At 48.7% G+C, this 24,992-nt stretch carries 21 protein-coding genes and 1 tRNA gene; 18 read left to right on the forward strand and 4 right to left on the reverse strand.

Translation table 11 applies throughout. The annotated features are described in order from the left end of the window. Positions 1-257 precede the first annotated feature (257 nt). The gene (locus tag ACINK7_RS05370) at positions 258-1,079 is read right to left on the reverse strand and encodes a hypothetical protein (protein WP_404360273.1); all 822 of its coding nucleotides are present in this window, start codon (positions 1,077-1,079) and stop codon (positions 258-260) included. A gap of 357 nt (positions 1,080-1,436) precedes the next feature. On the opposite strand from ACINK7_RS05370, the gene ACINK7_RS05375 reads away from it, so the two are divergent. The 9 genes from ACINK7_RS05375 to ACINK7_RS05415 all read left to right on the forward strand — a co-directional run bounded on the left by ACINK7_RS05375 (position 1,437) and on the right by ACINK7_RS05415 (position 12,946). Beyond that, a complete protein-coding gene (locus ACINK7_RS05375; RefSeq protein ID WP_404360274.1) occupies positions 1,437-4,772 on the forward strand; it encodes an EAL domain-containing protein in 3,336 nt (1,111 codons plus the stop codon). 22 nt (positions 4,773-4,794) lie between these two features. Then, positions 4,795-5,775 (forward strand): NAD(P)H-quinone oxidoreductase, encoded by a 981-nt coding sequence (locus tag ACINK7_RS05380; protein WP_404360275.1) that lies wholly within the window; start codon positions 4,795-4,797, stop codon positions 5,773-5,775. Between the two features lie 6 nt (positions 5,776-5,781). Then, entirely contained in the window at positions 5,782-6,633 is an 852-nt protein-coding gene (locus ACINK7_RS05385; RefSeq protein ID WP_404360276.1) for a sulfurtransferase, read from the forward strand. A gap of 189 nt (positions 6,634-6,822) precedes the next feature. Continuing rightward, positions 6,823-8,442, forward strand: a complete 1,620-nt coding sequence (locus ACINK7_RS05390) for an NAD+ synthase (RefSeq protein ID WP_404360277.1) — start codon at positions 6,823-6,825, stop codon at positions 8,440-8,442. 18 nt (positions 8,443-8,460) lie between these two features. Then, positions 8,461-8,994 (forward strand): CsiV family protein, encoded by a 534-nt coding sequence (locus ACINK7_RS05395; protein ID WP_404360278.1) that lies wholly within the window; start codon positions 8,461-8,463, stop codon positions 8,992-8,994. A 296-nt stretch (positions 8,995-9,290) separates the two neighbouring features. After that, positions 9,291-10,646, forward strand: coding sequence for a tRNA (N6-isopentenyl adenosine(37)-C2)-methylthiotransferase MiaB (gene miaB, locus ACINK7_RS05400; protein WP_404360279.1), 1,356 nt, complete (start codon positions 9,291-9,293; stop codon positions 10,644-10,646). Between the two features lie 7 nt (positions 10,647-10,653). Then, positions 10,654-11,631: a PhoH family protein gene (locus ACINK7_RS05405; RefSeq protein WP_404360280.1), complete on the forward strand. Its 978-nt coding sequence runs from the start codon at positions 10,654-10,656 to the stop codon at positions 11,629-11,631. Then, positions 11,631-12,092 carry an rRNA maturation RNase YbeY gene (gene ybeY / locus ACINK7_RS05410; protein ID WP_404360282.1) on the forward strand — a complete coding sequence of 154 codons (462 nt, stop codon included), beginning with the start codon at positions 11,631-11,633 and terminating at the stop codon, positions 12,090-12,092. The genes ACINK7_RS05405 and ybeY overlap by 1 nt, the downstream gene beginning before the upstream one ends. Beyond that, entirely contained in the window at positions 12,089-12,946 is an 858-nt protein-coding gene (locus ACINK7_RS05415) for an HlyC/CorC family transporter (RefSeq protein ID WP_404360283.1), read from the forward strand. Before ybeY ends, ACINK7_RS05415 begins: the two co-directional genes overlap by 4 nt. 482 nt (positions 12,947-13,428) lie before the next feature. On the opposite strand, the gene ACINK7_RS05420 is transcribed toward ACINK7_RS05415, so the two are convergent. Continuing rightward, positions 13,429-13,845, reverse strand: a complete 417-nt coding sequence (locus ACINK7_RS05420) for an MliC family protein (protein WP_404360284.1) — start codon at positions 13,843-13,845, stop codon at positions 13,429-13,431. Between the two features lie 205 nt (positions 13,846-14,050). On the opposite strand from ACINK7_RS05420, the gene ACINK7_RS05425 reads away from it, so the two are divergent. Then, positions 14,051-14,848, forward strand: a complete 798-nt coding sequence (locus tag ACINK7_RS05425) for an META domain-containing protein (RefSeq protein WP_404360285.1) — start codon at positions 14,051-14,053, stop codon at positions 14,846-14,848. A gap of 147 nt (positions 14,849-14,995) precedes the next feature. Here ACINK7_RS05425 and ACINK7_RS05430 read toward each other — a convergent pair whose 3' ends face one another. Then, positions 14,996-16,177 carry a pyridoxal phosphate-dependent aminotransferase gene (locus ACINK7_RS05430; protein ID WP_404360286.1) on the reverse strand — a complete coding sequence of 394 codons (1,182 nt, stop codon included), beginning with the start codon at positions 16,175-16,177 and terminating at the stop codon, positions 14,996-14,998. An 84-nt stretch (positions 16,178-16,261) separates the two neighbouring features. Here ACINK7_RS05430 and uvrB point away from each other — a divergent pair, with 84 nt between their 5' ends. Beyond that, entirely contained in the window at positions 16,262-18,271 is a 2,010-nt protein-coding gene (gene uvrB, locus ACINK7_RS05435) for an excinuclease ABC subunit UvrB (protein WP_404360287.1), read from the forward strand. A gap of 406 nt (positions 18,272-18,677) precedes the next feature. Beyond that, the gene (locus ACINK7_RS05440) at positions 18,678-19,520 is read left to right on the forward strand and encodes a transglutaminase family protein (protein WP_404360289.1); all 843 of its coding nucleotides are present in this window, start codon (positions 18,678-18,680) and stop codon (positions 19,518-19,520) included. A 45-nt stretch (positions 19,521-19,565) separates the two neighbouring features. Here the strand turns inward: ACINK7_RS05440 and ACINK7_RS05445 are convergent, their stop codons facing one another. Further along, complete coding sequence (locus ACINK7_RS05445; RefSeq protein ID WP_404360290.1) at positions 19,566-19,952, reverse strand: hypothetical protein; 387 nt, start codon at positions 19,950-19,952, stop codon at positions 19,566-19,568. A gap of 477 nt (positions 19,953-20,429) precedes the next feature. On the opposite strand from ACINK7_RS05445, the gene ACINK7_RS05450 reads away from it, so the two are divergent. From ACINK7_RS05450 to pheS, 6 genes are all read left to right on the forward strand, one after another. Further along, positions 20,430-20,506 (forward strand) — tRNA-Val (locus tag ACINK7_RS05450). A 63-nt stretch (positions 20,507-20,569) separates the two neighbouring features. After that, entirely contained in the window at positions 20,570-22,477 is a 1,908-nt protein-coding gene (thrS, locus tag ACINK7_RS05455; RefSeq protein ID WP_404360291.1) for a threonine--tRNA ligase, read from the forward strand. A gap of 22 nt (positions 22,478-22,499) precedes the next feature. After that, the gene (infC, locus tag ACINK7_RS05460) at positions 22,500-23,024 is read left to right on the forward strand and encodes a translation initiation factor IF-3 (RefSeq protein WP_084685302.1); all 525 of its coding nucleotides are present in this window, start codon (positions 22,500-22,502) and stop codon (positions 23,022-23,024) included. Positions 23,025-23,172: 148 nt separating this feature from the next. Next, positions 23,173-23,367, forward strand: coding sequence for a 50S ribosomal protein L35 (gene rpmI / locus ACINK7_RS05465; RefSeq protein WP_083877669.1), 195 nt, complete (start codon positions 23,173-23,175; stop codon positions 23,365-23,367). A gap of 18 nt (positions 23,368-23,385) precedes the next feature. After that, positions 23,386-23,748 (forward strand): 50S ribosomal protein L20, encoded by a 363-nt coding sequence (gene rplT, locus ACINK7_RS05470; RefSeq protein WP_017840104.1) that lies wholly within the window; start codon positions 23,386-23,388, stop codon positions 23,746-23,748. Between the two features lie 212 nt (positions 23,749-23,960). Beyond that, positions 23,961-24,980, forward strand: coding sequence for a phenylalanine--tRNA ligase subunit alpha (gene pheS, locus ACINK7_RS05475; protein ID WP_404360292.1), 1,020 nt, complete (start codon positions 23,961-23,963; stop codon positions 24,978-24,980). The last annotated feature ends 12 nt before the right edge of the window (positions 24,981-24,992 follow it).

The following is a 24,992-nucleotide window of genomic DNA, read 5'->3' on the forward strand; positions in this document are numbered from 1 at the left end:
AAGGCGTCGCGCCCACAAGGGGCTGGATGCTCTGTGGGAGCGATCCCCAGATCGCGATCTCGGAGCCACTGATATCCAATATCCGCAGATTTATCAAACAGAACCGTTTCCAGTTATACGATGACCTCTGTTTAGCAAGTTTACCGATATTTGTGTATAACGAAGAGCGCTCCTGCGTGGGAATGCATACCTATGTTGCCTCGGCAGCCAAGATACGGGTTCCCTCGGAGGACCGTGGGAACCAAAATAATCAATGATTAGGCATAGCTTCCGGTCATGTCCTGGCCGATACTTCCTTCGTTACTTTTTTCCTTAACGCCATTGATCTTGTCGGTAATCAAGGTTTGCATTTCGTTGAATAATTGTTTTAGGTAGCGTGCGAACCGAGATAGCAAAACTTGTGCTTCTACCTGTAATTTGTGAATTTCGATAAAGATGGAACCGGCTCGTTGTTGGAACGGGCTGACAATTTTGCCTCGCCAAAAAAACTTGATTTCTCCAGGCGCTGCTTGCCAAATCTCCTTGAGGTCGTCGCGAGCGTTTTTAATCGGCCACAACACTTTTTGGTCGATCATATGAAGAATTTCGTCGGTCAAATGTCGATAATTGCCGTTAAATTGGCCGAGCATCTCGCTATGGCGGCTTGCCAGTGCGTTCAAGATGTTTTGATAATATTTCAATACATCGACTTTGGCATCGTTCAGCTTCCGTGTGCCGGTTTCCAGGATGTTCATCGCGAAATAGTCTTTTGCGGTTACGGGCAATGAACGGGCGACTTCGAGCAGATCTTTGATTTGTGCAAGTTTCGCTACCGTCGATGCGCCTAGCGCTCCCCCTTGTAGAAGGCGACGGTATTCGGCGATTTTCATCCATATTAAACTTAGCAAGGAATGCTGAGCGATATTAAGAGCCGCTTCCAATTCGGCTAAGCGGCTACGGCTTTCCGATAAGGATTTTTCCAACGACTCCACTGTTTCGGATTTCGTTTGTAGAGCCTGTGTTAAAATTGAAACTTGCTGTTCAAGGTGTGCTAACTGGCCGAGCAATTCGCTATGCTCGTTATTCGGATTCAATGACATTGTTTTCCCCTCTTGGAATGAATGGCCTATTTTTATTAATTGAGTGTTTTTTTCGGCCAGCGGAACTTATTAACAGTTAAATGATATAAAGTCAATTATCGATATCTGCCGATATCGGGGTTAATCGATTTGTTCCATGGATGTGAGTAGTCACTGCAATTTGACAGCATTGATGGATTCAACGTACTTTTGTTAATCTTTTTCTTTGTGTGAGATGTGCGGAATTTAATGATCCGACTTGTCAATATTCTTTGAGTTAAACTTAGGTATTAGATGTATTAGTCCTTATAAAATCAATAGTTTATTTTTTGGTCAGGAGGCATGTGCCGAATGGTTACTAAATTTTAGAGCAACACAGTGAGTAATAACGATTGTAATGAACCGATACGACTAGGGCTTATGCCCCCGTTGACAGGATTAGTCGGGATCTATGGTGACGAAATAGTTCGTGCCGCAAGGATTGCTTGCGGCGAAATCAACGAGCGGGGCGGAGTGCTTGGGCAACCTTTGCAGTTGATCGTCGAGGATGATGGTAGTTTGCCGGAAACAGCGGTGCAAGCAGCTATCAAGCTTGTCGACGAGCATCGTTGTTCGGCGATCATCGGTAATCTGCTGTCGAACTCCCGGATTCTGGTCGCGACTCAAGTCGCCGAACCGAGAAGAATACCTTATCTCAATTTTTCGTTTTACGAAGGTAGTATCTCCGGAAGGTATTTCTTTCATTTTGCGGCCTTGCCTAATCAGCAAATCGATAAAATGATCGCTTGCATGGCCAAATATTATGGTCAGAAAATGTTTTTCGCGGGTAATAATTACGAATGGCCAAGGGGTTCTATCGATGCTGCGAAACGCGCTTTGACGGAACTGGGCGGAACGGTGGTCGGAGAGGAGTATTTGTCGATCGGCGTGTCATACCGTGAGATCGACGATTTGTTAAAACAAGTTGCTCACTCGGGAGCTGATGTTTTTGCACCATATTTTGCCGGCATCGATCAAGTCAAGTTATTAAACCGCTTTTCGGAATTAGGTTTAAAAAACCGTATGACGGTTGTTATGGGGCATTTCGACGAGATCATGGCTTCAAGGTTGCCGGCCAATGTGCGCGAGGGCTTTTATTCGTCGAATACCTATTTCATGAGCGTGGATACGCCGGAAAACCGTAATTATTTGGCGAGGCTTGAGCAAATGCCTGACATCGACGGTCTTTGGCCCTACGGTAACGGTATGCTGACCAATTTCGGCGAGGCCACCTATTTATGCGTGCAAGCCTTCGCCAAAGCTGCAGAGGTTGCCGGATCGGTGTATCCCGAAGCCTTGGTTGCGGCACTGGAAAGCGTGTCCATTAAAGGCCCGCAAGGACGCGTGCAAATGGATGCGAATACTCACCATGCCTATGTCAATACCTATCTATCACGTTGTACCGCTGAGGGTTCGTTTAGAATTATCGAAAGTTTCGGCCTCATACCTCCAGTAATCCCTGATCGTTATAGAATGCAAACACGACAACCGGCCGAAGCGGGTAAGGTCGACTCGGTCTCGCAATTAATTACCGACGATGCCAAGCAATTAATGCAAAAATTGAGTACCGCTTGGGATATCTTGTCAATCGCCGATATGGCGATTTTGGCGACCGACGAATTCGGTATCATCGTCGAAGCCAACACGAACGCTTGCCAGGTATTCGGGTATTCCAGCAAAGAATTAATTGGGCTTTCGGTTCATCTGTTGTTGCCGCCGCATTTGCGCGAACGGCATGTCGAGTTATTTCGCTTATTCGTCGAGAGCGAAGAAACCGAGAGGCGCATGAGTGGACGTAGTCCGGTAACAGGCTATCGTAAAGACGGCACTTTTTTTCCTTTGGAAGCCTCGATCGCTAAATTTCGTCAGGACGGGCATTGGCTGTTAGTCGTCACGATGCGCGATATTACCGAAAACAAACGAGTTGAAGACGAAATTTTATGGTCTGCAACGCACGACGCTTTAACTGAATTGCCGAACCGAAGACTTCTTCGAGAAAGGCTGGCGGATGCTTTACAACGATCGCGAAGGCAAGGTACCAACGTTGCCTTGTTATTTGTTGATCTCGATAATTTTAGTCTAGTCAATAATATACATGATCATAAGGTTGGCGATCAGGTGCTGCAAACGACCGCAAGGCGCTTGATGGAAATTGTGAGGCCCGGTGATAGCGTGGCGCATTTGTCTGCCGATGAATTTGTCGTGCTTTGCGAGCAATTAGAAAATCCGACAATGATTTCAACGCTCGCCGAACGGATCAATGAAGCCTTGAGGCAGCCAATAGACCTCAATGGCAATCAGGTATCGGTAACAGCCAGTGTCGGTATCGCGGTAGGACAAGGCAGCACACATTCGGCCGATGACTTGTTGCGTTCCGCTGATACGGCGATGTCTGAAGTTAAAATGCTGGGTAAGGATAGCTGGTATTTTTTTAACGACAGCTTACAGGAAAAAGTGCGCTTGAGGTTGTCGATTACGCAAGGTTTGCGAATGGCGATCGAGCGCGATGAATTTTCCCCCCGATTTCAACCGATTGTCTGCGCCGCAACCGGGCGCATCATAGCGGCTGAATTACTGCTGCGCTGGTTTCCATCGACCGGTGAAGTTTCTCCGGCTATTTTCATACCGATTGCCGAGATGGCCGGCCCTATCCTCGCGATCGGCAACTGGGTATTTCGGGAGGCCTGCCGGGCTGAAGCCGAATGGCGTCGACGATGGGGTGATAATGCGCCCTCTTATATTTCGGTTAATGTTTCGGCAAGGCAGTTGGATGAGGAGTCGCTTTCCGATCAATTTGCCGAAATCATTCGTGAAACCGGCGCCGAACCTTCGAGGATATTGCTCGAAATCACCGAAACGTCTTTGATGGCCGATGTCGAAACGAATCTACGCATGTTACGTCGTCTTGCCGATCAGGGTTTGCGTGTGGCGGTCGACGATTTCGGAACCGGTTATTCCTCGTTGGCGCAATTAATTAGGCTACCGGTTAGCGTACTAAAAATCGATAGGGCCTTTATCGACGGCTTGGAGAATCATCAAGAAAACCGTTTAGTGACGCAGGCTATCATCGGCTTGGGGCGGGGTTTGGGTCTAAAAATGGTTGCCGAAGGTGTTGAGAATGAATTGCAGTTGAGAGAACTACGCGCACTCGGTTGTGATTATATTCAAGGCTATTATTTTTATCGGCCGCTGGATTGGAATGCCTATGTCGAGACCGTCGAGCGCGAAATCGAAACCAAAACGCCCGATGCTCCGTCGCCGTTATTTTTTGTGCTGTATGTCAGCCAAGCTGTTCGACCGATGCCGGAAAATGAAATCGAAGCTTTATTGGAGCAGACCCGGCAGTTTAACAAATTAAACGGTATTACCGGTTGCTTGCTGCATCGGGATGGTTGGTTCATGCAGCTCATAGAGGGCTCGCCTGAAAAGGTGATGGCTTTGACCGAAAAGATTAAATTGGATCCGAGACACAAGGATATGCAGGTGGTTATTCAAGGGCCGGAGCGGAGACGTCTTTTTCCTGAATGGAGTATGGGCTATCGCGAAGTAGATCAAGCGAATGACGAACCAGACTTTAGCTCTTGGCGAAAGCGAGTCATCGGTTTCGAGGAACTCGCCGAGGACGCCAAGATTTGTTACGAATTCATTACTTCATTCAAAACACGCACGGTTTAGGCAAATTTGAGGGTTATTGGAAATGCCGCAAGAGATGCAAGCGATAGAAATCGTCGCTCCGGGTAAGTTAGTAGAGACGCATCGCCCACTGCCGACTCTATTAGCCAATGAAGTGTTGATACGCGTCGAGGCGGCAGGTGTCAATCGTCCCGATATCATGCAGCGCCAAGGTTTATATCCGCCGCCGCCCGGCGCATCCGATATTCCCGGGCTGGAAGTGGCTGGAACTATCGCGGGTTTGGGTGATGAGGTGCGGCATTTGCAATTAGGCGACCGTGTCTGCGCCTTGGTGACCGGCGGCGGTTATGCGCAGTATTGCACTGCCGCAGCCGAGTTATGCTTGCCGATTCCGAAAGGGATAACGGCAATTCAGGCGGCCGGACTGCCGGAAACTTTTTTTACGGTTTGGAGTAATTTATTCGATCGCGCCGGACTTCAGTCCGGCGAAACCTTGTTGGTGCATGGCGGCGGCAGCGGAATCGGCGTCACGGCGATACAAATGGCCAAGGCCTTCGGCGTTCGTGTGTTCGTGACTGCGGGATCGTCGCGTAAATGCGCGTTTTGCCGGGAATTGGGTGCCGATGCCGCGATCAATTACCGCGAACAGGATTTCGTCGAAGAAGTATCGGCGTTGACTTCCGGTAGAGGCGTCGATGTGATTTTAGACATGATCGGCGGCGATTATTTTCCGCGCAATCTCAAATCCATGGCATTCGATGCCAGGCTGGTGCAAATCGCGATTCAAGGCGGACCGAAAGCCGAAATCAATTTATTGCAAGTTTTTTTGAAAAGATTGACGATTACCGGTTCGACCTTGAGAGCCCGCGATAATGCCTTTAAGGCGGCGATCGCCGGAAAGCTGCGCAAGCACGTTTGGCCGCTCTTGGAGTCGGGTGACATTCATCCGGTTATCGATACGGTGTTACCGTTGGCCGAAGCGGCGGGGGCACACGCATTGATGGAAAGTAGTCGGCATATTGGAAAAATCATTCTTACGGTATAAACAACAATGACTTATGCAAATTTAATTTCCGTCGATCAATTAGCCGAGCATATCGGGGCTCCCGGCTGGGTCGTTTTCGATTGTCGGTTTTCGTTGGCCGATACCGAAGCCGGTGGCAAAGCTTATCGGCAAGGCCATATTCCATGCGCCCGTTATGCTCATCTCGATCGGGATCTATCGTCCGGAATCACGGGTTTAACCGGTCGCCATCCATTGCCGGATTTTAACTCGTTATGTAAAAAGCTGGGGGACTGGGGCGTATCAAACGCCAGTCAGGTCGTGGTTTACGATGATGCCGGCAGCGCCTTTGCCGGCCGCTTGTGGTGGTTACTGCGTTGTTTGGGGCACGATCGGGTCGCGGTGCTCGATGGCGGGATTCAACAGTGGAAAAAAGGCGCTTATCCGACCACGACAGCATTGCCTTCGATTCAACCCGCATTGTTTAGGCCTTATCTAAACGATTCGAATTGGTTCGATGCGGAGCAAGTGCAAAACGGGTTAGCTCGAAAATCGATCAAATTGATCGATGCCAGGACGCCGGAGCGTTTTTCGGGGCGTCAAGAGCCTATCGATCCGGTTGCGGGGCATGTGCCCGGCGCGCTGAATCGTCCTTTGCAATATAATCTGCAAGCGGACGGGCGTTTTAAGACGGCGCAAGAGCTGCGCGATGAATGGTCTGCATTGATCGGTGCCACACCGGCCGAACAGGTCGTACATATGTGCGGTTCCGGCGTGACCGCCTGTCATAATTTATTGGCGATGGACATCGCGGGTTTCGCCGGCACGAAGCTTTATGCAGGATCTTGGAGCGAATGGATACGTAATAAAAATCGCCCAGTTGCGACAGAGTCTACTTAATACCAATCGCGAACTATTTTTCCAGTTCCTGTAAAATCACTCCGAATAATGACAGGACGTAAATATTCAGTCCACCTTCTTTTTATGCTGTTTCCCAAGCTGGAGCTTGGGAAACAGCGGAAACCGTCCTTTTACCTTCGATCCAGCCAAGCCGCGATACAGGAATTTTAGAGAGGAAAATTATTTTTTATGAGTGCCACGACTCTCAGGATAGCCATTGCACAAAGCAATTTTCGGGTTGGCGATATCAAAGCCAATACCGAAAAGATCATCGCGCAGGCACTAGATAGCCGCGACCGGCTAAAAGCCGATATTGTCATTTTTCCGGAACTCTCGGTAACCGGTTACCCGCCGGAGGATTTGTTGCTGAGGCCGGATTTTATTGCCCGGGCGCAGCATGCCGCGACAGCCATAGTCGAAAATGTGCAAGGCATCGATGTGGTTTTCGGCTACCCCGAGCAATCCGACGGCAAGTTGTTTAACACGGCGGTTGTGTGCAGGTCGGGAGAGATTCTCGCGCGCTATCATAAGAATGTTTTGCCGAATTACGGTGTATTCGACGAACAGCGTTATTTCTCTGCCGGTTCCGAGGTCGCGTTATTCCATCTGAAAGGTTTGACTCTGGCATTGACGGTTTGCGAGGATGTTTGGCAACCGGGCTTGATTGCCAAAAACCGACAGGCCGGCTCGGATATCGTATTGACCTTAAATGCTTCGCCTTTCCATGCAGGTAAGATTCATCAGCGCGAGCAGGTCGTCTGCGATCAAGTCAAAGCTGCCGGAGTTCCTTTGGTTTATGTCAATTTAATCGGCGGACAAGACGAATTGGTTTTCGATGGTGCGTCATTTGTTGTCGATAGCGACGGTGCAATCGCGTTTCGCGCCGAGGAGTTTCGCGAGCAGCTCAGTGTCGTCGAATTTACCGGCAAGCAACCGATTAAATCGATATGCGCCCCAATTTATCGGCCGGTGTCGAGCGAATATCAGGCTCTGGTCTTGGGGATTCGCGATTATGTCAGTAAAAACGGCTTTAACGGGGCCTTATTGGGTTTATCCGGAGGCATCGATTCGGCGCTGGTACTGGCATTGGCAGTCGATGCGCTCGGCGCCGATAAGGTTGAAGCGGTGTTGATGCCTTCGCGTTATACGCAAACGATGAGCAACGAAGATGCCGAATCGGAAGCCAAGGCGTTGGGTGTGAACTATCACATGATTCCTATCGAACCGGCTGTTACGGCTTTTAACGAGATGTTGGCCCCGATATTTGCCGGCAGCGCCAAGGATACGACCGAGGAAAATATTCAGGCTCGTTGTCGGGGCGTAGTGCTGATGGCCTTGTCCAATAAGCAAGGTAAATTATTGCTGACGACCGGTAATAAGAGCGAGATGAGTGTCGGCTATGCGACGCTTTATGGCGACATGGCCGGCGGATTCGCGCCGATCAAGGATGTGCCGAAGCTGTTGGTCTATGCGTTGGCGCGTTATCGTAATTCGATTTCGAAAGTCATTCCGGAGCGAGTGATAACGCGACCGCCGTCGGCGGAATTGGCGCCGGATCAGGTCGATCAGGATTCATTGCCGCCTTATGAAGTTCTGGATCCGATTCTGGAACGTTATGTCGAGTTCGATCAATCGGCGGACGAAATTATTGCCGCAGGATTTGCCGCGGAGCATGTCGTCAGAGCGATTACGCTAGTCGATCGCAACGAATACAAGCGTCGGCAATCGCCGCCCGGTATTCGGATAACCCCTCGAGCCTTCGGTCGCGACCGGCGTTATCCGATTACATCCGGTTACAAAGGTGTTTGAAATAGCGAAGAGATGATAATGACGAATAATAAAAGTGCATTTCACATAGTCTTGTTTATGTTATTAATAATGCGAGTCTCATTTGTTTCGGCGCAGGATCGTTTTCAAATTGAATTGATTGTATTCGGGCAAGACATGCCGACGACCGAATTGTTCGATCAAACGCGCAGCGGGATACAATGGCCGAGTCAGGTCGTCGAAGTGTCGGCATTGGCTCAGGCCGCCACGGAACAAAAATCGTTATCCCATGTCTACGCTACGCTTTCGCGTTATTCAACGTATCAGCCGATCGCCCACTATGCATGGATTCAAGCCATCGATGTAGACAGTGCCGGCGATGCGGTTCGAATTCAGGATGCCGCTAATGTGTTGGACGGCTTCTTTCAGCTCGAACGAGGCGATTTTTTGACCGTGACATTAGATCTTGAGTATCAGCCCGATCCCGAGCGATTTTTTAGATTGACCGAATCAAGGCGAATTAAGTTTGATGAAGACCATTATTTCGATCATCCGAAATTCGGCGTGATATTAAAGGTGAAAGGTGAAAGGTGAAGTCGGCGCTTGACAAATGGTAGAAAAGTCACGTCATTTCGCTATTCACCGCTTGTGTTTGGGCTTGAAGAATAAAAAATAATCTCCATAATACAGTTTAAGTTTTGGAATCGAGCCGCGTTCGCTATGAATAAACCGGATTTTGCATGCCTATAGGGAATGGGCGAAGTATAATACGCGACTTTTGCAAGCTCTCGTCAGTCGATTGAGGGCTTTTTTTGTTTTCGATTTGGTGATTAAATAGCCACCACTTTTCTCCGTTGTAATGATGGGGTGTTTTTTTAGATGTACATACAATGACGCAAAAATTATATATTCAGACCAACGGTTGTCAGATGAACGAGTACGATTCCGATAAAATGCGGGATGTACTGAAAGCATCTCACGGTCTGGAGTTGACCGACAAACCCAACGAGGCCGATGTTTTATTACTCAACACTTGCTCGGTGCGCGAAAAAGCTCAAGAAAAAGTCTTTTCGGCTTTGGGCGTATGGCGGCCGTTCAAGGAACTGAAACCCGATGTCATCATCGGCGTTGGCGGTTGCGTGGCGAGTCAAGAAGGCGAGGCGATACAAAAGCGCGCGCCGTTCGTCGATATTGTCTTTGGTCCGCAAACCTTGCATCGATTGCCGCAATTGCTTGACGAAGCTCGAAACAAGCATAAGCGTGTCATCGACATCAGCTTTCCCGAAATCGAAAAATTCGACGCCTTGCCGGAACCGCGTGCCGAAGGTCCTAAAGCTTTCGTATCGGTGATGGAAGGCTGCAGCAAATATTGCACGTTTTGCGTTGTTCCTTACACACGAGGCGAGGAAATCAGCCGTCCGCTCGACGATGTGATTGCCGAGATCACGATTTTGGCGAAGCAAGGTGTTCGCGAAGTCAATCTGCTTGGACAAAACGTCAATGCCTATCGGGGGCTGATGGCGGACGGCGATATTGCCGATTTCGCGCTTTTACTCCACCATGTCGCGGCGATCGAAGGCATCGACCGGATTCGTTTTACGACGTCGAACCCGGTCGAATTCAGCGACAGCCTGATTGAAGCCTATGCCGAAATTCCGCAATTGGTCGATCATCTCCATTTACCGGTGCAGAGCGGCAGCGATGCGATTTTGAAAAAAATGAAGCGCGGTCATGTGCGCGACGACTATTTTGAGATTATTCGCAAATTGCGCGAAGTTCGCCCGAATATTTCTCTATCTTCCGATTTCATCATCGGTTTTCCGGGCGAAACCGATCGGGACTTCGACGATACGATGGATTTGATCGAGACGATAGGCTTCGATCTTTCCTACAGTTTTATATATAGTCAAAGGCCCGGTACGCCCGCTGCCGATTTGCCGGACGATGTGCCTCTCGAAGACAAGAAGCAGCGTTTGCAGCGTTTGCAAAACCGCATCAATGAAATGGCGGCACAAATTTCGGCGAGTATGGTCGATACCGTGCAAACGGTATTGGTTGAAGGTCCGTCAAAAAAGAATCCGTTACAAATGCAGGGTCGAACCGAAAATAACCGTGTCGTCAATTTCATCGGTCATCCTCGATTAGCAGGGCAATTCGTCGACGTGTACATAGCCGAGGCTTTGCCTAACTCTCTTCGTGGGCGTATGGTCGAATCTTCGACCGCAAAAATAACTGCGGTGGCTTAAGCAATTGATGTCATCTCAAGAAATTACGCTGTTGCCGGCCGATAACAGCAGACTCTCCAATTTTTGCGGTCAATTCGATTGCCATCTGCGTCAGATCGAGCAGCGCATGCTGGTGGAAATCGCCAATCGAGGTAATCATTTCAAAGTCAGCGGTGAAGAGCAGGCGGTCAAAGCGGCTTGCGCGGTGATGCATAAGCTATTTGCCAGCACCGAACTTGAATTGTTGACTCCCGAGCAAGTGCATCTATCAATGCAGGATGCCAGCATCGACGAAGCCCTCGAGGCGGTCAAGGCTGAAACGGCGGCTCAATATCAGGTGACGGTCAAAACCAAGCGCGGCGTGATCAAAGGCAGGGGCGCTAATCAACAAAATTATTTAAAAAAAATCACGACTCACGATATCAATTTCGGCGTCGGTCCCGCAGGAACCGGGAAGACTTATTTAGCGGTCGCTTGCGCGGTTGAAGCCTTGCAAAACGAAAAAGTTCGCCGAATCATTCTGGTTCGTCCTGCTGTAGAAGCCGGCGAAAAACTCGGTTTTTTGCCCGGCGACATGGCGCAAAAAGTCGATCCTTACTTACGTCCTCTGTACGATGCTTTGTATGAAATGCTCGGCTTCGAGCGCGTCGAAAAATTGATCGACCGCGATGTCATTGAAGTAGCGCCGTTAGCCTTCATGCGCGGCAGAACCTTGAACGATTCCTTCATTATTCTCGATGAAGCGCAAAATACGACCGTCGAGCAAATCAAGATGTTTTTGACGCGGGTCGGCTTCGGTTCGACCGCCGTCATTACCGGCGACATCACGCAAATCGATTTGCCTTCCGAAAAAATGTCGGGATTGCGCCATGTGTTGAAGGTATTAGAGAATGTCGAAGGCATTAGTTTTACGTTTTTCGGCGCAAAAGACGTCGTTAGGCATCCGTTGGTACAGCGAATTGTTCTTGCCTATGAGGCCTATGAAAAAACACACCCGAATCCTTGATGAACAGCATTGAAATTCAACAAGAGACCACGACGGACGCTGTCCCGGATAGTGGTCAATTGCAAAATTGGGTAGACGCTACGCTAAAGGATTATCCCGACGATACCGAGCTGGTGATCCGTATCGTGGATAAGCTAGAGATCAGTCAACTCAACGAACACTATAGAGCAAAACCAGGCCCGACCAATATTTTGAGTTTTCCTTTCGACGCGCCGGACTATATCGAATCCAATCTATTGGGAGATTTGGTCGTATGCGCGCCGGTCTTGGCCGAAGAGGCACTGGAACAACATAAGGCCTTGGATCATCATTGGGCGCATATCATCGTGCATGGAGTCCTGCATTTGCTGGGTTACGATCATGTCGAAGATAACGAAGCCGAATTAATGGAAGCGAAAGAAATCGAAATATTGGCACAATTGAACATCGATAATCCGTATAACGAGGCAAACGAGGTATGAACGACGAACCCTATCCGAGTCAGACGCCGCAAAAAAGTTGGATCGGCAGACTAGGACAACTTTTAAGCGGCGAACCGCAAGATCAGGAAGATCTTCTTGAGATTTTACGGGAAGCTCGCGAAAAACATTTACTAGGCCCTGATGCGTTGGCAATGATTGAAGGCGTACTTCAGGTTTCGGAAATGCGGGCACGGGATATTATGATTCCGAAAGTGCAAATGGTCGTCGTGCCGAGGGATGCCGACTTGAAAACCATTTTTCCGTTGGTGCTCGAACACGGTCATTCGCGTTTTCCGGTGATTGAAGAGGACCGCAGTAAAGTGGTCGGCGTTTTGTTGGCAAAAGATTTGCTGCCTTATGCGCTGACCGAGACCGTTCATGATGTCAAAGTCGAGGAATTGATGCGTCCGGTCAGCATCGTGCCGGAAAGCAAGCGCTTGAATGTGTTGTTGAAGGAGTTTCGTACTAATCGGAATCACCTAGCCATCGTCGTCGACGAGTACGGTACCGCGGCAGGCTTGGTGACGATAGAGGATATACTCGAGGAAATCGTCGGCGATATTGAGGACGAGCACGACCAGGAGCCCGATGAGGGTTATATCGTGCAGCGCAACGAAAACGAATATATGGTCAAGGCGTTGACGCCGATGGATGACTTCGATGAATTTTTTTCCTCGGGATTATCAAGCGAGGAATACGATACGGTCGGCGGCTTTATCGTGACCAAGCTCGGACACCTTCCGCAAAAAGGCGAAAAAGTGATCGAAGGCAAGCTCAGGTTCGAAGTAGTCCGAGCGGACAGCCGGCGAATTCATTGGCTAAAATTGAAATTGCTCGAAGAAGAGGAAGAATAGGCGGGTAATTTACCCGCTCCGAACGTTAGGGTTTGCTTTGGCCATGGTCAAAAAGCTTCCGCTCCTGCGCACGCCCCTTACCTACATCCATGTAGATAACGTAAGGACGGGTCGGCAAGCCTGTGGAGTTATGGGGTCAGGTCTTGAATTTTGCAAATACGTGCCTGCATAAAGCGAGACTTGATGCAAATTTTAAGACCTGACCCTGTGTGGGTTCTTCTGTGTGGTGACCCTGTGTGGGTTCTTCTGTGTGGTGACCCTGTGTGGGTTAAGACCTGACCCCGTGTGGGGATGAATAACTTCAGAAGAGAGGCCATTCGGCGTTAATCAAGTGGCAGAGTTGTTGAAGCCTGAATACCTTCGCCAATTAGGCTAAGTAATGCATTAGCTCCATTAGTTAAAGTTGAAGAAGTAAAGATCGACAACTCTGACCTTTTGGTTTCTTAAAGCTTGTTAAACCACAAAAACCGTTTTTTATCCGGCTATACAGCCTTACAATCGCTTAACAAAATTTGTTCTGTCGCGGTATCGTCGGCGGCAAGGAATTTCAAAATGCCGGAATCGCCTTTCGTATGCCAACGAAGGCTTTTTTGCTCGTCCAATGCAATATACAGCGCGCCGGAAGCTGCTTTCCGAATCTGCATTAAACTTAGCAAGCCCTGGTAATAAAGGGCGGCGAACGATTCCCCGGATTGTAAGTTTAAATAAGCGACCTGCAATTCGGTGTCGGGATGGCAGCGATAAACGACTATCTTGCTTCGCCAGCCGATACCTTCGATGATGCCGGTTGTAACCGGTGTGCCGTCAAAATGTAAGGGATCTAAGGAATCACGCTTAATTTGTTGTGCACAAGCCGTCAGTAATACGGTAAAACTGATCACGAAAAGAATTTTACTCATAATGAATCTCTAGTTGTGAATGGATGGGGTGACAGTCATCCTGATAGAGACGAATACCCCGCAGCCTCTATACGCACATGCCTAAATTTTTAGTACGATAGCTATACTATAATATTTTAATTGCCCTTCTTGCGGGTTTATATGCAAAATACCGGTTCCAGTGGGTAAAGCTTTAAAAAAATCCTAGCAAACTTGAGAGAAAAGTATGATGAGACGATGGATTGCTTTTGCGTTATGCAGTGTGCTGATAGGGTGTGCAACTGAGGCTAGCCGAGAGGAAAACGACGACGAGCAACAATTCAGGTGGGACAATATTGCCTGGCAATTAGAACACTTTATCGGGCCGAACGGCGAAACGACAAGCGTTAAAGATGGTACGATTATCGATGCCTTGTTTACGAAAGGTCAATTATCCGGAAGTGGCGGTTGTAATCGTTATTTTGGGAAATTTGAGATATCAGAAGAATCTAAATTAATGGTCAGCCCGATCGGCTCAACGATGATGGCCTGTTCAGAGATTATCAACGAACAAGAGCGCCGCTATTTCGATTGGCTCGCTAAAGTTGGCGGCTATCGCTACGATGAAGAAGCTCGATTACTGACGCTTTTGGACCAAGAAGGAAATTCATTATTGGTGTTCAAAACAAAAACCCAGCCGACGCTGGAAAAAAACCAATGGCAGGTATCCGGCATCAACAATGGCAAGGGTGGTATCGTGACGGATAAAAATTCCGCTTTAGCGAATGCGTATTTTGCCGATGGTACTGTCCAAGGCAAAGCGGGTTGTAATCGATATTCGGCGGCTTACACAAAGCAAGATGAAGAACTCAGAATCGATTCTGCGCAGACGACTCGAATGTTTTGTGCAGAGGATGGCGTCATGGAACTCGAAGCGAATTTTTTGAATGTTATGGCTCGGGTCGTCCGTTATGAAATCGATGGCGATCGACTAAAACTTCTCGATAAGGATGGGGCGTTGTTGATTGGCTTTGTCAGAAAATAAACTTTGAACATCCTTTTTCAGGAAGTTATTTATACCATTTGCTAGCCGAAATTCGGAACTGGGGTGTCCTTTGACGGGCGCCCCGGTGCCGAATTTTGATCTACGATGGGTAATCTTTCGATCCTTGGAGTAATGCCGGTCCGCTTCTCAAACCGCCTTTTTAATTCTCTCCAGCGCGTTCTCCAAGTTTTTCATGCTGGTCGCGATCGAGATTCTGACGTGGCCGGAGCAGCCGAAGGCAGAGCCAGGCACCAGCGCGACGCCGGCATGTTCGATCAGGTATTCTGAAAAATCCAAGTCATCTTTGATGTTGTCCATTTTGGCGATTGCCTGTTCTACGTTCGGGAATACGTAGAATGTGCCGTCGGTTTCAAGGCAATCGATGCCGTCGATTTTGTTCAATTCCGATACGACGAAATCATGACGTTTCTTGAATTCGGTCATCATCATGTCGATGAAGCCTTGATCGCCGGTTAGTGCGGCTTCTGCGGCATATTGCGAAATCGAGGTCGGGTTGGAAGTACTTTGCGATTGAATGGTGCCCATTGCTTCGATTAGGTTGGCTGGCCCTGCCGCATAGCCGATGCGCCATCCGGTCATCGAATAGGCTTTAGAGACGCCGTTCATTACGAGGGTGCGGTCGTAAAGTTCCGGGCAAGCGTTCAGAATATTGACGAAGCTGCCTTTTTGCCAAAGGATATGTTCATACATATCGTCGGTCGCGATCATAATGTCCGGGAATTCTTTCAGTACAGTGCCGAGCGCTTTTAGCTCGTCGAGCGAATAGGCGACGCCGGTCGGATTCGACGGGCTGTTGAGGAAAATCAGCCGGGTCTTGTCGGTAATCGCCGCGCGCAGTTGTTCCGGCGATATTTTAAAGTGCTGCGCCTGTGTCGTTTCGATGACGACCGGTACGCCGCCGGCTAACAGCACCATGTCTGGATAAGAGACCCAGTACGGCGCAGGAATGATCACCTCGTCGCCTTCGTTCAACAGTGCTTGCGTCAGGTTGTAAGAGCTCTGCTTGCCGCCGCACGAAACCAGAATTTGCTTGGCTTGGTAATCGAGGCCGTTGTCTTTTTTGAATTTGTCAATAATTGCTTGTTTCAGGCTTGGCGTGCCGCCGACCGGAGTGTATTTCGTAAAGCCTTTGTTCATCGCTTCGATTGCGGCGGCTTTGATATGATCCGGTGTGTCGAAGTCCGGTTCGCCGGCGCCGAGGCCGATAATGTCCTTGCCGGCGGCGCGCATTGCGGCGGCTCTTGCTGTGATCGCCAGTGTAGGTGAGGGTTTAACGGATTGAACTCTACCGGAAAGTTTTATGCTCATAAGTACCTGTCAAATCAATGTAAAAGTAGAGATGATTATACTCTATGTATAATAGCTGTTGAAATTCCATTAGAGAGTGAGTGTGTGAAAAAGGCATTTAATATTCAAGGCCGTTTTCAACCGGCGGGCGACCAGCCGGTGGCAATAAACCGATTGGTCGAAGGATTGAACGACGGCGAGGTGCATCAAACCTTGCTCGGCGTGACCGGCTCGGGCAAGACTTTTACGATTGCCAATGTGATTGATCAAGTACAGCGTCCGGCGATGATTTTAGCGCCGAATAAGACATTGGCCGCGCAATTGTACGGCGAGATGAAGGAGTTTTTTCCGGAAAATAGCGTCGAGTATTTCGTGTCGTATTACGACTATTATCAGCCGGAAGCCTATGTGCCGGCTTCGGATACCTTCATTGATAAAGATGCTTCGCTGAATGAGCATATCGAACAAATGCGTTTATCGGCGACCAAGGCGCTGATCGAACGCGAGGATACAATCGTCGTCGCGACCGTGTCGGCGATTTACGGTTTGGGTGAACCGGAATCGTATTTTCAAATGGTTTTGCATTTGGTGCGCGGCGATTTGATCGATCAACGCGCGATCGTCCGTCGTTTGGCTGAAATGCAATATACGCGTAATGAAACCGAATTGCGCCGCGCGACCTATCGCGTGCGCGGCGAAGTCATCGATATATTTCCGGCAGAATCTGAACAGGAGGCGCTTCGTATCGAGTTGTTCGATGATGAAATCGAGCGACTGTCGCTGTTTGACCCGTTGACCGGCGAAATTAAGCAGCGTATTGCGCGTTACACGGTCTACCCAAAGAATCATTACGTCACGCCAAGGGATCAACTATTAGCAGCAGTTGACGCGATTAAGATCGAACTGAAAGAGCGGTTAGCGCATTTATATTCACTGAACAAATTGGTTGAAGCGCAACGTCTGGAGCAGCGGACTTTATTTGATCTCGAAATGATCATGGAAGTCGGTTATTGTTCCGGCATCGAAAATTATTCGCGTTATCTGTCCGGTCGCGGCCCGGGAGAGCCGCCCCCGACGATGTTTGATTACTTACCGGATAATGCTTTGGTCATTGTCGATGAAAGTCATGTGACGATTCCGCAGATCGGTGCGATGTATAAAGGCGACCGCTCACGTAAAGAAACCTTGGTCGAATACGGGTTTAGATTGCCGTCGGCGCTCGATAACCGCCCGTTGACCTTCGAAGAGTTTGAAGCAAAATCCAGGCAGCGAGTTTATGTTTCGGCGACGCCCGGACCTTATGAAAAAGCACATTCCGGTGTCTTTGTAGAGCAGGTCGTCAGGCCGACCGGCTTGCTTGATCCGGAAATCGAAGTTCGGCCCGCGACGACTCAGGTCGATGATTTATTGTCGGAGATCAACAAGCGGGTCAAGGTCGATGAGCGCGTGCTAGTCACGACGTTGACCAAGCGCATGTCCGAGGATTTGACCGAGTATCTGGCCGATCACGACGTTCGCGTGCGTTATCTGCATTCGGACATTGATACGGTTGAGCGGGTTGAAATTATTCGCGATTTGCGGCTCGGAAAATTCGATGTGCTGGTCGGTATCAATTTGCTGCGCGAAGGCTTGGATATTCCCGAAGTTTCGTTGATCGCGATTTTGGATGCCGACAAGGAAGGTTTCTTGCGTTCGACCGTGTCTTTGGTGCAAACGATAGGCCGCGCGGCGCGCAATGTACGCGGTAAGGCGATCTTGTACGGCGATAAGATCACGCGTTCGATGCAACAGGCGATCGACGAAACCGAGCGTCGCCGTGAAAAGCAAAGCCGGTTTAACGAGCTCAACCATATCACGCCGACAACGGTATTCAAGTCGGTTAAGGATATTTTGGAAATCGCCATTCCGGGCGCCGGCTTTCAACCGGTTGCGAAGGCCGTAGCCGTGACCGAGCCCGATGCGGACTATAAAGCGATGACGCCGAAACAAAAAAGCAAGAAGCTCAAACAGATGGAAGAGCAAATGTATAAGCATGCTCGGAATCTGGAGTTTGAAGAAGCTGCGCGTCTTAGGGATGAGATTAAATTATTGCAGGAGATTTATGTTAAAGGTTAAAGGTTAAAGGGGGCAAGGGGCAAGAGTATTGGTGGGTTTAGGATCGCTGCCCTTAAGTTAAGGGAAACTCGTCGTTCGGTGATGGATGGCAGTCTTTCTATACCTATCGCACTTCAAATTTAGGCATTAGCGTATGGAGGCGTCGGGGTGTTCGGCAAAGGCTTTGGCAGCATGGATGCTGTCATAGAGCCTACATGGACGTATTCACCCAGCACCTAAATTATCCAAGATAATTAACCATAGCCAATGAGCTATGGAATTTAGGTGCTGGGTTCACGGCGTTCTTTGACGGTCACCCCGGTGCCGAATTTGATCTACGATAAGTATGCTTATTCTGTGAAGGCGCTTAATGGCATGGGGTTTAGTGGGTGATGGTTTATTTGTTGTGTTTTTGGGAGGGTAGGCAATGAGGTTTAAATTAGGTTGCGATCTCGAATATCAGGTTGATTCCTTTAGTACGTTTATTTTTAATTTTCGAATCGCGCAGATCGACTGCCAAAAGATTATTAGCGAACATCTGCAATTGAATCCTGTTATTCCTGTTGATGAGTTTGCGGCGCCCGTTCTAGAAAATCGATATTTCAGAGTCAATGTATCGGCAGGAACGAATTTGCACGTTTCGTATCGGGCAGAAGTTGAAATGTCGCACTTTTACGGTGATCCGAACCGAATCGTGGAAATTCAGCCGGCGGATTTACCGAAAGAAACCTGGCCTTATCTCTACCCGAGCCGCTTCTGTCAATCGGACCGGCTAATTAATCTTGCCCTTTCGGAGTTTGGTGGAGAGTTGATGGGTTATTCCAGAGTCACGGCCATCTGTAATTGGATTTTTGATAAAGTTTATTATCAATACGGTGCCAGTAGTTCGCATACTTCCGCATTCGATACCGCTACTGAGCGAATCGGGGTGTGCCGGGATTTCGCGCATTTGGGCATTGCGTTTTGCAGGGCCTTGAATATTCCGGCGCGGTTTGTCTCCAGTTATGCTTATGGGTTGGCGACACCCGATTTTCATGCCTGTTTCGAAGCCTATTTGGATAATCGATGGTATTTATTCGACGCCACCCGTCTGGCGCCGCAGAACGGTATCGTGCGTATCGGCACGGGGCGCGACGCGGCCGATGTTTCGATAGCCACAATCTTCGGAAATGTTTCAATGAACGATATGCGTATTTTTATCGAGCATGTTCCGGATCCGGATTGTCCCGGAATTCCGGAGCCGACGACCGAGGCCATTGCGATTTTATGAGGCTGAATTCTGCCGGGATTTTCAGAATAATCGAGTTGTTTGGTCTTATTGCTCGCCATAAACCCTTTTTATCAGTGTCAGGAACCATTGCGGGCGGAAGATGACGATGAACAGCGCGATTAGACTGACAGTTGGGATAGGTCCGATATCGAGCAGCATGAACACGATCATCGCCGATAAAAGTTGAAGCCGGGCGACGGCTGACGCAAGGTTTTTTTTTCGCCCCGGATTGCCATCGGATGCGCCGGAGCTATCCGGCAAAGTTGGATTTTGCCGCGAATTTCGATAGATATTATCGACAAGGGTCTTAAACCAGCGCGGGCGGAACAAGGCAACGAACGCACCAATCGGTGAGGCGATCGGAAACGGTCCGATGCTTGCGATTACGATCAGAATCAATGCAAAAACGCACTTCAAGCGTATCGTTGTCATTTTCTATGTCCTATTGTCACGATTTTGTTCGATGGCTCGGAAATGGCTAAATCAATTAATATCAGCGTAACTTGGAGTGTTGGTACCGTCAATTTACGATTTAAGTATTGATCCTAAAAAGAGCAGTTGAGAGCCTCAAACTACCGTTCGCCCTGATCCCTTCGGCTACGCTCAGGAGAGCCCCTTCGGCTACGCTCAGGAGAGCCAAGTCGAAGGATGAGCGGGAGTTTGAGGCTTCACCCGGTCGGTGAAAGTGTTGTAGCCCCTTCATGCTTCGGCTTGGCTCAGCACGAACGTTCTACAACACATGTCAATAGCTCTTTTCAGGTTGATCGTTCATTAATTCCACACTTTAAGTATTGTGTAGCGAGGCATTGTGGTGGTTTATGTTCGGATGGTGCCTCAAATAAATTTAATTTAAATCGTTGCAAAAAATAAATGCTTCGATATAATAGCGGGCCTGAACACAAAGACCTTAGGCGCGTAGCTCAGTTGGTTAGAGCACCACCTTGACATGGTGGGGGTCGTTGGTTCGAATCCAATCGCGCCTACCAAATTTCAAAGCACCGTATATCGGTGCTTTTTTGTTAGTGAACCTTGATCAGTCTTAAATTAACATGCCGGTAATCACACTCCCCGATGGATCACAGCGTGAATTCGACCATTCCGTCACAGTTATGGATGTGGCCCGGTCTATCGGTTCCGGATTGGCAAAAGCTACATTGGCCGGTCGTGTTGACGATAAGTTGGTCGATGCCGAAACGGTCATCGAACAAGATGCCCATTTGCAGATTGTAACTGCTAAAGATGAAGAAGGCATCGACGTAATTCGTCATTCGGCTGCGCATTTGCTGGCGCAAGCGGTTAAGCGCTTGTTTCCGGATGCGCAGGTAACGATCGGTCCGGTCGTAGAAAACGGATTTTATTACGACTTTTCCTATAAAAGACCCTTTACACCGGACGATCTTGCAGCGATCGAAAAAATGATGCAGCAAATCGCCGCCGAAGATGTCGCAATCAAGCGCTTTCTGTTGTCGCGCGACGATGCGGTTAAGTTTTTTAAGGATCAAGGCGAAGCTTATAAGGCCGAGATCATCGAGTCGATTCCGGACAATGAAGATTTGTCTTTGTATGCCCAAGGTGAGTTTACCGATTTATGCCGCGGACCTCATGTGCCGAGCACAGGTAAACTAAAGGCCTTCAAATTAATGAAGATTGCAGGCGCTTATTGGCGCGGCGATTCCAACAACGAAATGCTGCAGCGTATTTACGGTACTGCCTGGGGCGATAGCAAAGAGCTGAAGGCCTATCTGCATCGCCTGGAAGAAGCCGAGAAGCGCGATCACCGTAAGTTAGCCAAATCTCTCGATTTGTTTCATGCTCAAGAAGAAGCGCCTGGTATGGTGTTCTGGCACAGCAAGGGCTGGACGCTTTATCAGCAGATCGAACAGTATATCCGCAATAAACTACGTATTAACGGCTACCAGGAAGTCAAAACGCCGCAAGTCGTCGATCGATCGTTGTGGGAAAAGTCCGGGCATTGGGATAAGTTCGGCGATATGATTTTTACGACGCATTCGGAAAATCGCGATTATGCGATCAAGCCGATGAACTGTCCTTGCCATGTGCAAATTTACAATCACGGACTAAAAAGTTACCGCGATTTACCGATTCGCATGGCCGAATTCGGTTCCTGTCATCGTAACGAGCCTTCAGGGACCTTGCATGGCTTGATGCGGGTTAGAAACTTTGTGCAGGACGATGCGCATATTTTCTGTACCGAGGATCAAATTCAACAGGAAGTCTCGATATTTATCGACTTATTATTTGAAGTTTACAAAGATTTCGGCTTCCGCGAAGTCATTATCAAATTATCGACCCGGCCGGAAAATAGGGTAGGTGACGATTCGGTCTGGGATAAGGCTGAGGAAGCGCTGGAAGTCGCATTGAACAACAAAGGTCTGGACTGGCAGTTGCAGCCCGGTGAAGGCGCTTTCTACGGACCGAAAATCGAGTTCTCGTTAAAGGATTGTATCGGCAGGGTCTGGCAATGCGGTACGATACAAGTCGATTTTTCAATGCCTGGTCGACTCGGTGCGAGTTATATTGCCGAAGACGGTTCTAAACAAGTACCTGTGATGTTGCATAGAGCAATACTCGGTTCGCTCGAACGTTTCATCGGTATCCTGATCGAACAGCATGCCGGTACCTTCCCGCTCTGGCTCTCTCCGGTACAGGTTGCTGTACTGAATATTGCCGACAGACAAGCCGAATATGCCGAACAAGTCGTACGTAAGCTGGAGAAACAAGGCTTCAGAACGATAATTGACTTGAGAAATGAGAAGATAGGCTTTAAAATTCGCGAACACTCTATGCAACGGGTGCCGTATCTTCTGATTATTGGTGATAAAGAAATGGACAATCAGTTAGTTACGGTTAGGACGCAAAAGGGTGAAGATTTAGGCAGTCTTTCAATCGATCAATTGACCGAACGGCTAGGTAGCGAGATTGAAGACAAAAAATAATCATTGTTTGGAGGATTAGGGTATCTCAGCGAAAAAAGACGAAGTGCGCATAAATGACACGATCACCTCGAGAAGGGTGAGAGTCGTTGGCGCAGATGGCGAAGCGCTCGGCATTATATCGATCGATGAAGCAAAGCAGCTGGCTTATGATAACGACCTGGATCTGGTGGAGATTTCACCGAATGCGGATCCGCCGGTTTGCAAGGTCATGGATTACGGCAAGTTTCAGTTCGAGCAAAATAAGAAACAGCAGGCCGCCAAGAAAAAGCAAAAACAGATACAGGTTAAGGAAGTCAAGTTTCGTCCGGGCACCGAAGAAGGAGACTATCAGGTTAAATTGAAAAACCTGACTAAGTTCCTCGAAGAAGGCAATAAAACCAAAATTACACTCCGTTTTCGCGGTCGTGAAATGGCTCATAAAGAGTTAGGCATGGATTTATTGAAGCGTATCGAAAAGGATTTGGAAGAGCTGGCCTTAGTTGAACAGTTCCCTAAAATGGAAGGCCGTCAAATGGTTATGGTCATGGGGCCGAAAAAGAAAAAATAAAAGGTCGTCGTTTGATGCGTCCTTGTTGCTAGGAAGGCAGCAGAAAGCGTTGCCTAGAGTAATGCGACACAAATTCTTCAGGGCCTTGCATTTTGCCTTGTCGGGTTTAAATCTCAAGGAAACTTACTATTTTAATCGGAGCAAACAAATGCCAAAAATTAAAACTAATCGCGGTGCGGCAAAGCGTTTCAAAAAAACCGCAGGCGGATTTAAGTGCGGACAATCGCATCGCCGTCATATTTTGACAAAAAAGTCCACTAAAAGAAAAAGACAGTTGCGTAAAGCGGCTCATCTTCACCCGTCCGACGTGCGCATGGCGACACGTATGATGCCTTACAGTTAAAACGACAGGAGAAGAACAGTGGCAAGAGTTAAACGTGGCGTAACAGCCAGAGCAAGACATAAAAAGATTTTAAAGCAAGCGAAAGGATACTACGGCGCACGTAGCCGGGTTTATCGCGTTGCTAAGCAAGCAGTAATCAAGGCAGGCCAATATGCCTACCGTGACCGCAAACAGAAAAAACGTCAATTCCGCGCATTATGGATTGTTCGTATCAACGCCGCTGCGCGTCTGTGCGGAATGTCCTATAGCCGTTTCATCAATGGTTTGAACAAAGCCAATGTTGCGGTCGATCGTAAAGTTTTAGCCGATTTGGCCGTGCGTGACATGGAAGCTTTCGCGGAATTGGCTAAAATTGCGCAAGCTAACTGCAGTAAGCCCTAAAAACAGAAAGACCGGTCGGGTCGGTTCATTCTAGCTTTTCGCTATTTACGAAATGGCTATGACGCAGGGTGCGCATCGCGCACCTTCCTCAATAGCGACCGATCCTCAAGTGTTTTTCTTTAAAGTGCGCGTTTCTTAGTGCGGCCGCTTTAGTAATGAAGCGGCCGTACTTTTTGGATATTTCCCATTCATTTCTAATAGCGAGTTGAGCAGTGTCGGCTACTCTCGAAGATCTCCTGGCGCAAGCTTTACAAGAACTTGCGAATTCTCAAGACCTCAATCAGTTGGATCAGGTGCGCGTTCATTATCTAGGCAAAAAAGGCCTATTTACGCTGCAGATGAAAGAATTGGGCAGGCTCGATCCGCAGCAGCGACGAGAAGCCGGGCAGGTCATCAATCAAGCTAAAAACCAATTTCAAGAAGCGCTTGAAGCGAAGAAGCAAGCGTTAGAAGCAGCAGCGCTGCAGCAACGGTTAGCGAGCGAATCTATCGATGTGACATTGCCGGGACGAGGGCAGCAGGTTGCGGGGTTACACCCGGTTAGCCGAACCTTACGCCGTATCGCCAAGATATTCGCCGGCGTCGGCTTCGATGTCGTCGAAGGTCCCGAAATCGAAGACGATTATCATAACTTCGGGGCATTAAACATTCCGGATCATCATCCGGCGCGAGCAATGCACGATACCTTTTATTTCGATGCTCATACGGTACTCCGCACCCACACTTCACCGGTACAGATTCGTGTCATGGAAACGCAGCGTCCGCCGTTGAAAGTCATCGCGCCGGGGCGGGTCTATCGTTGCGATTCGGATATTACGCATACGCCGATGTTTCATCAGGTCGAAGGCTTTTTGGTCGATAGCGGAGTAAGTTTTGCCGATTTAAAAGGCGTCGTTTATGAATTTCTGAGTGCCTTCTTCGAAAAGGACATTCAAGTCCGCTTCCGGCCATCCTATTTTCCGTTTACCGAGCCCTCCGCCGAAGTCGATATCGAGTGCGTGATGTGCGAAGGAAAAGGCTGCCGCGTTTGCGGACATACCGGTTGGCTCGAAGTGATGGGTTGCGGCATGATTCATCCCGAAGTGTTTAAATCGGTGGGTATTAACGGCGAGCTTTATTCGGGCTTCGCATTCGGTATGGGGGTCGAGCGACTGGCGATGCTGCGTTATGGAATCAACGATTTAAGGTTGTTTTTCGAAAACGATCTGAAATTTTTGCAGCAATTTAGGTAGGTTAAGGTCGGA

Source organism: Methylotuvimicrobium sp. KM1, from assembly GCF_044788715.1.
Classification (GTDB): Bacteria; Pseudomonadota; Gammaproteobacteria; order Methylococcales; family Methylomonadaceae; genus Methylotuvimicrobium.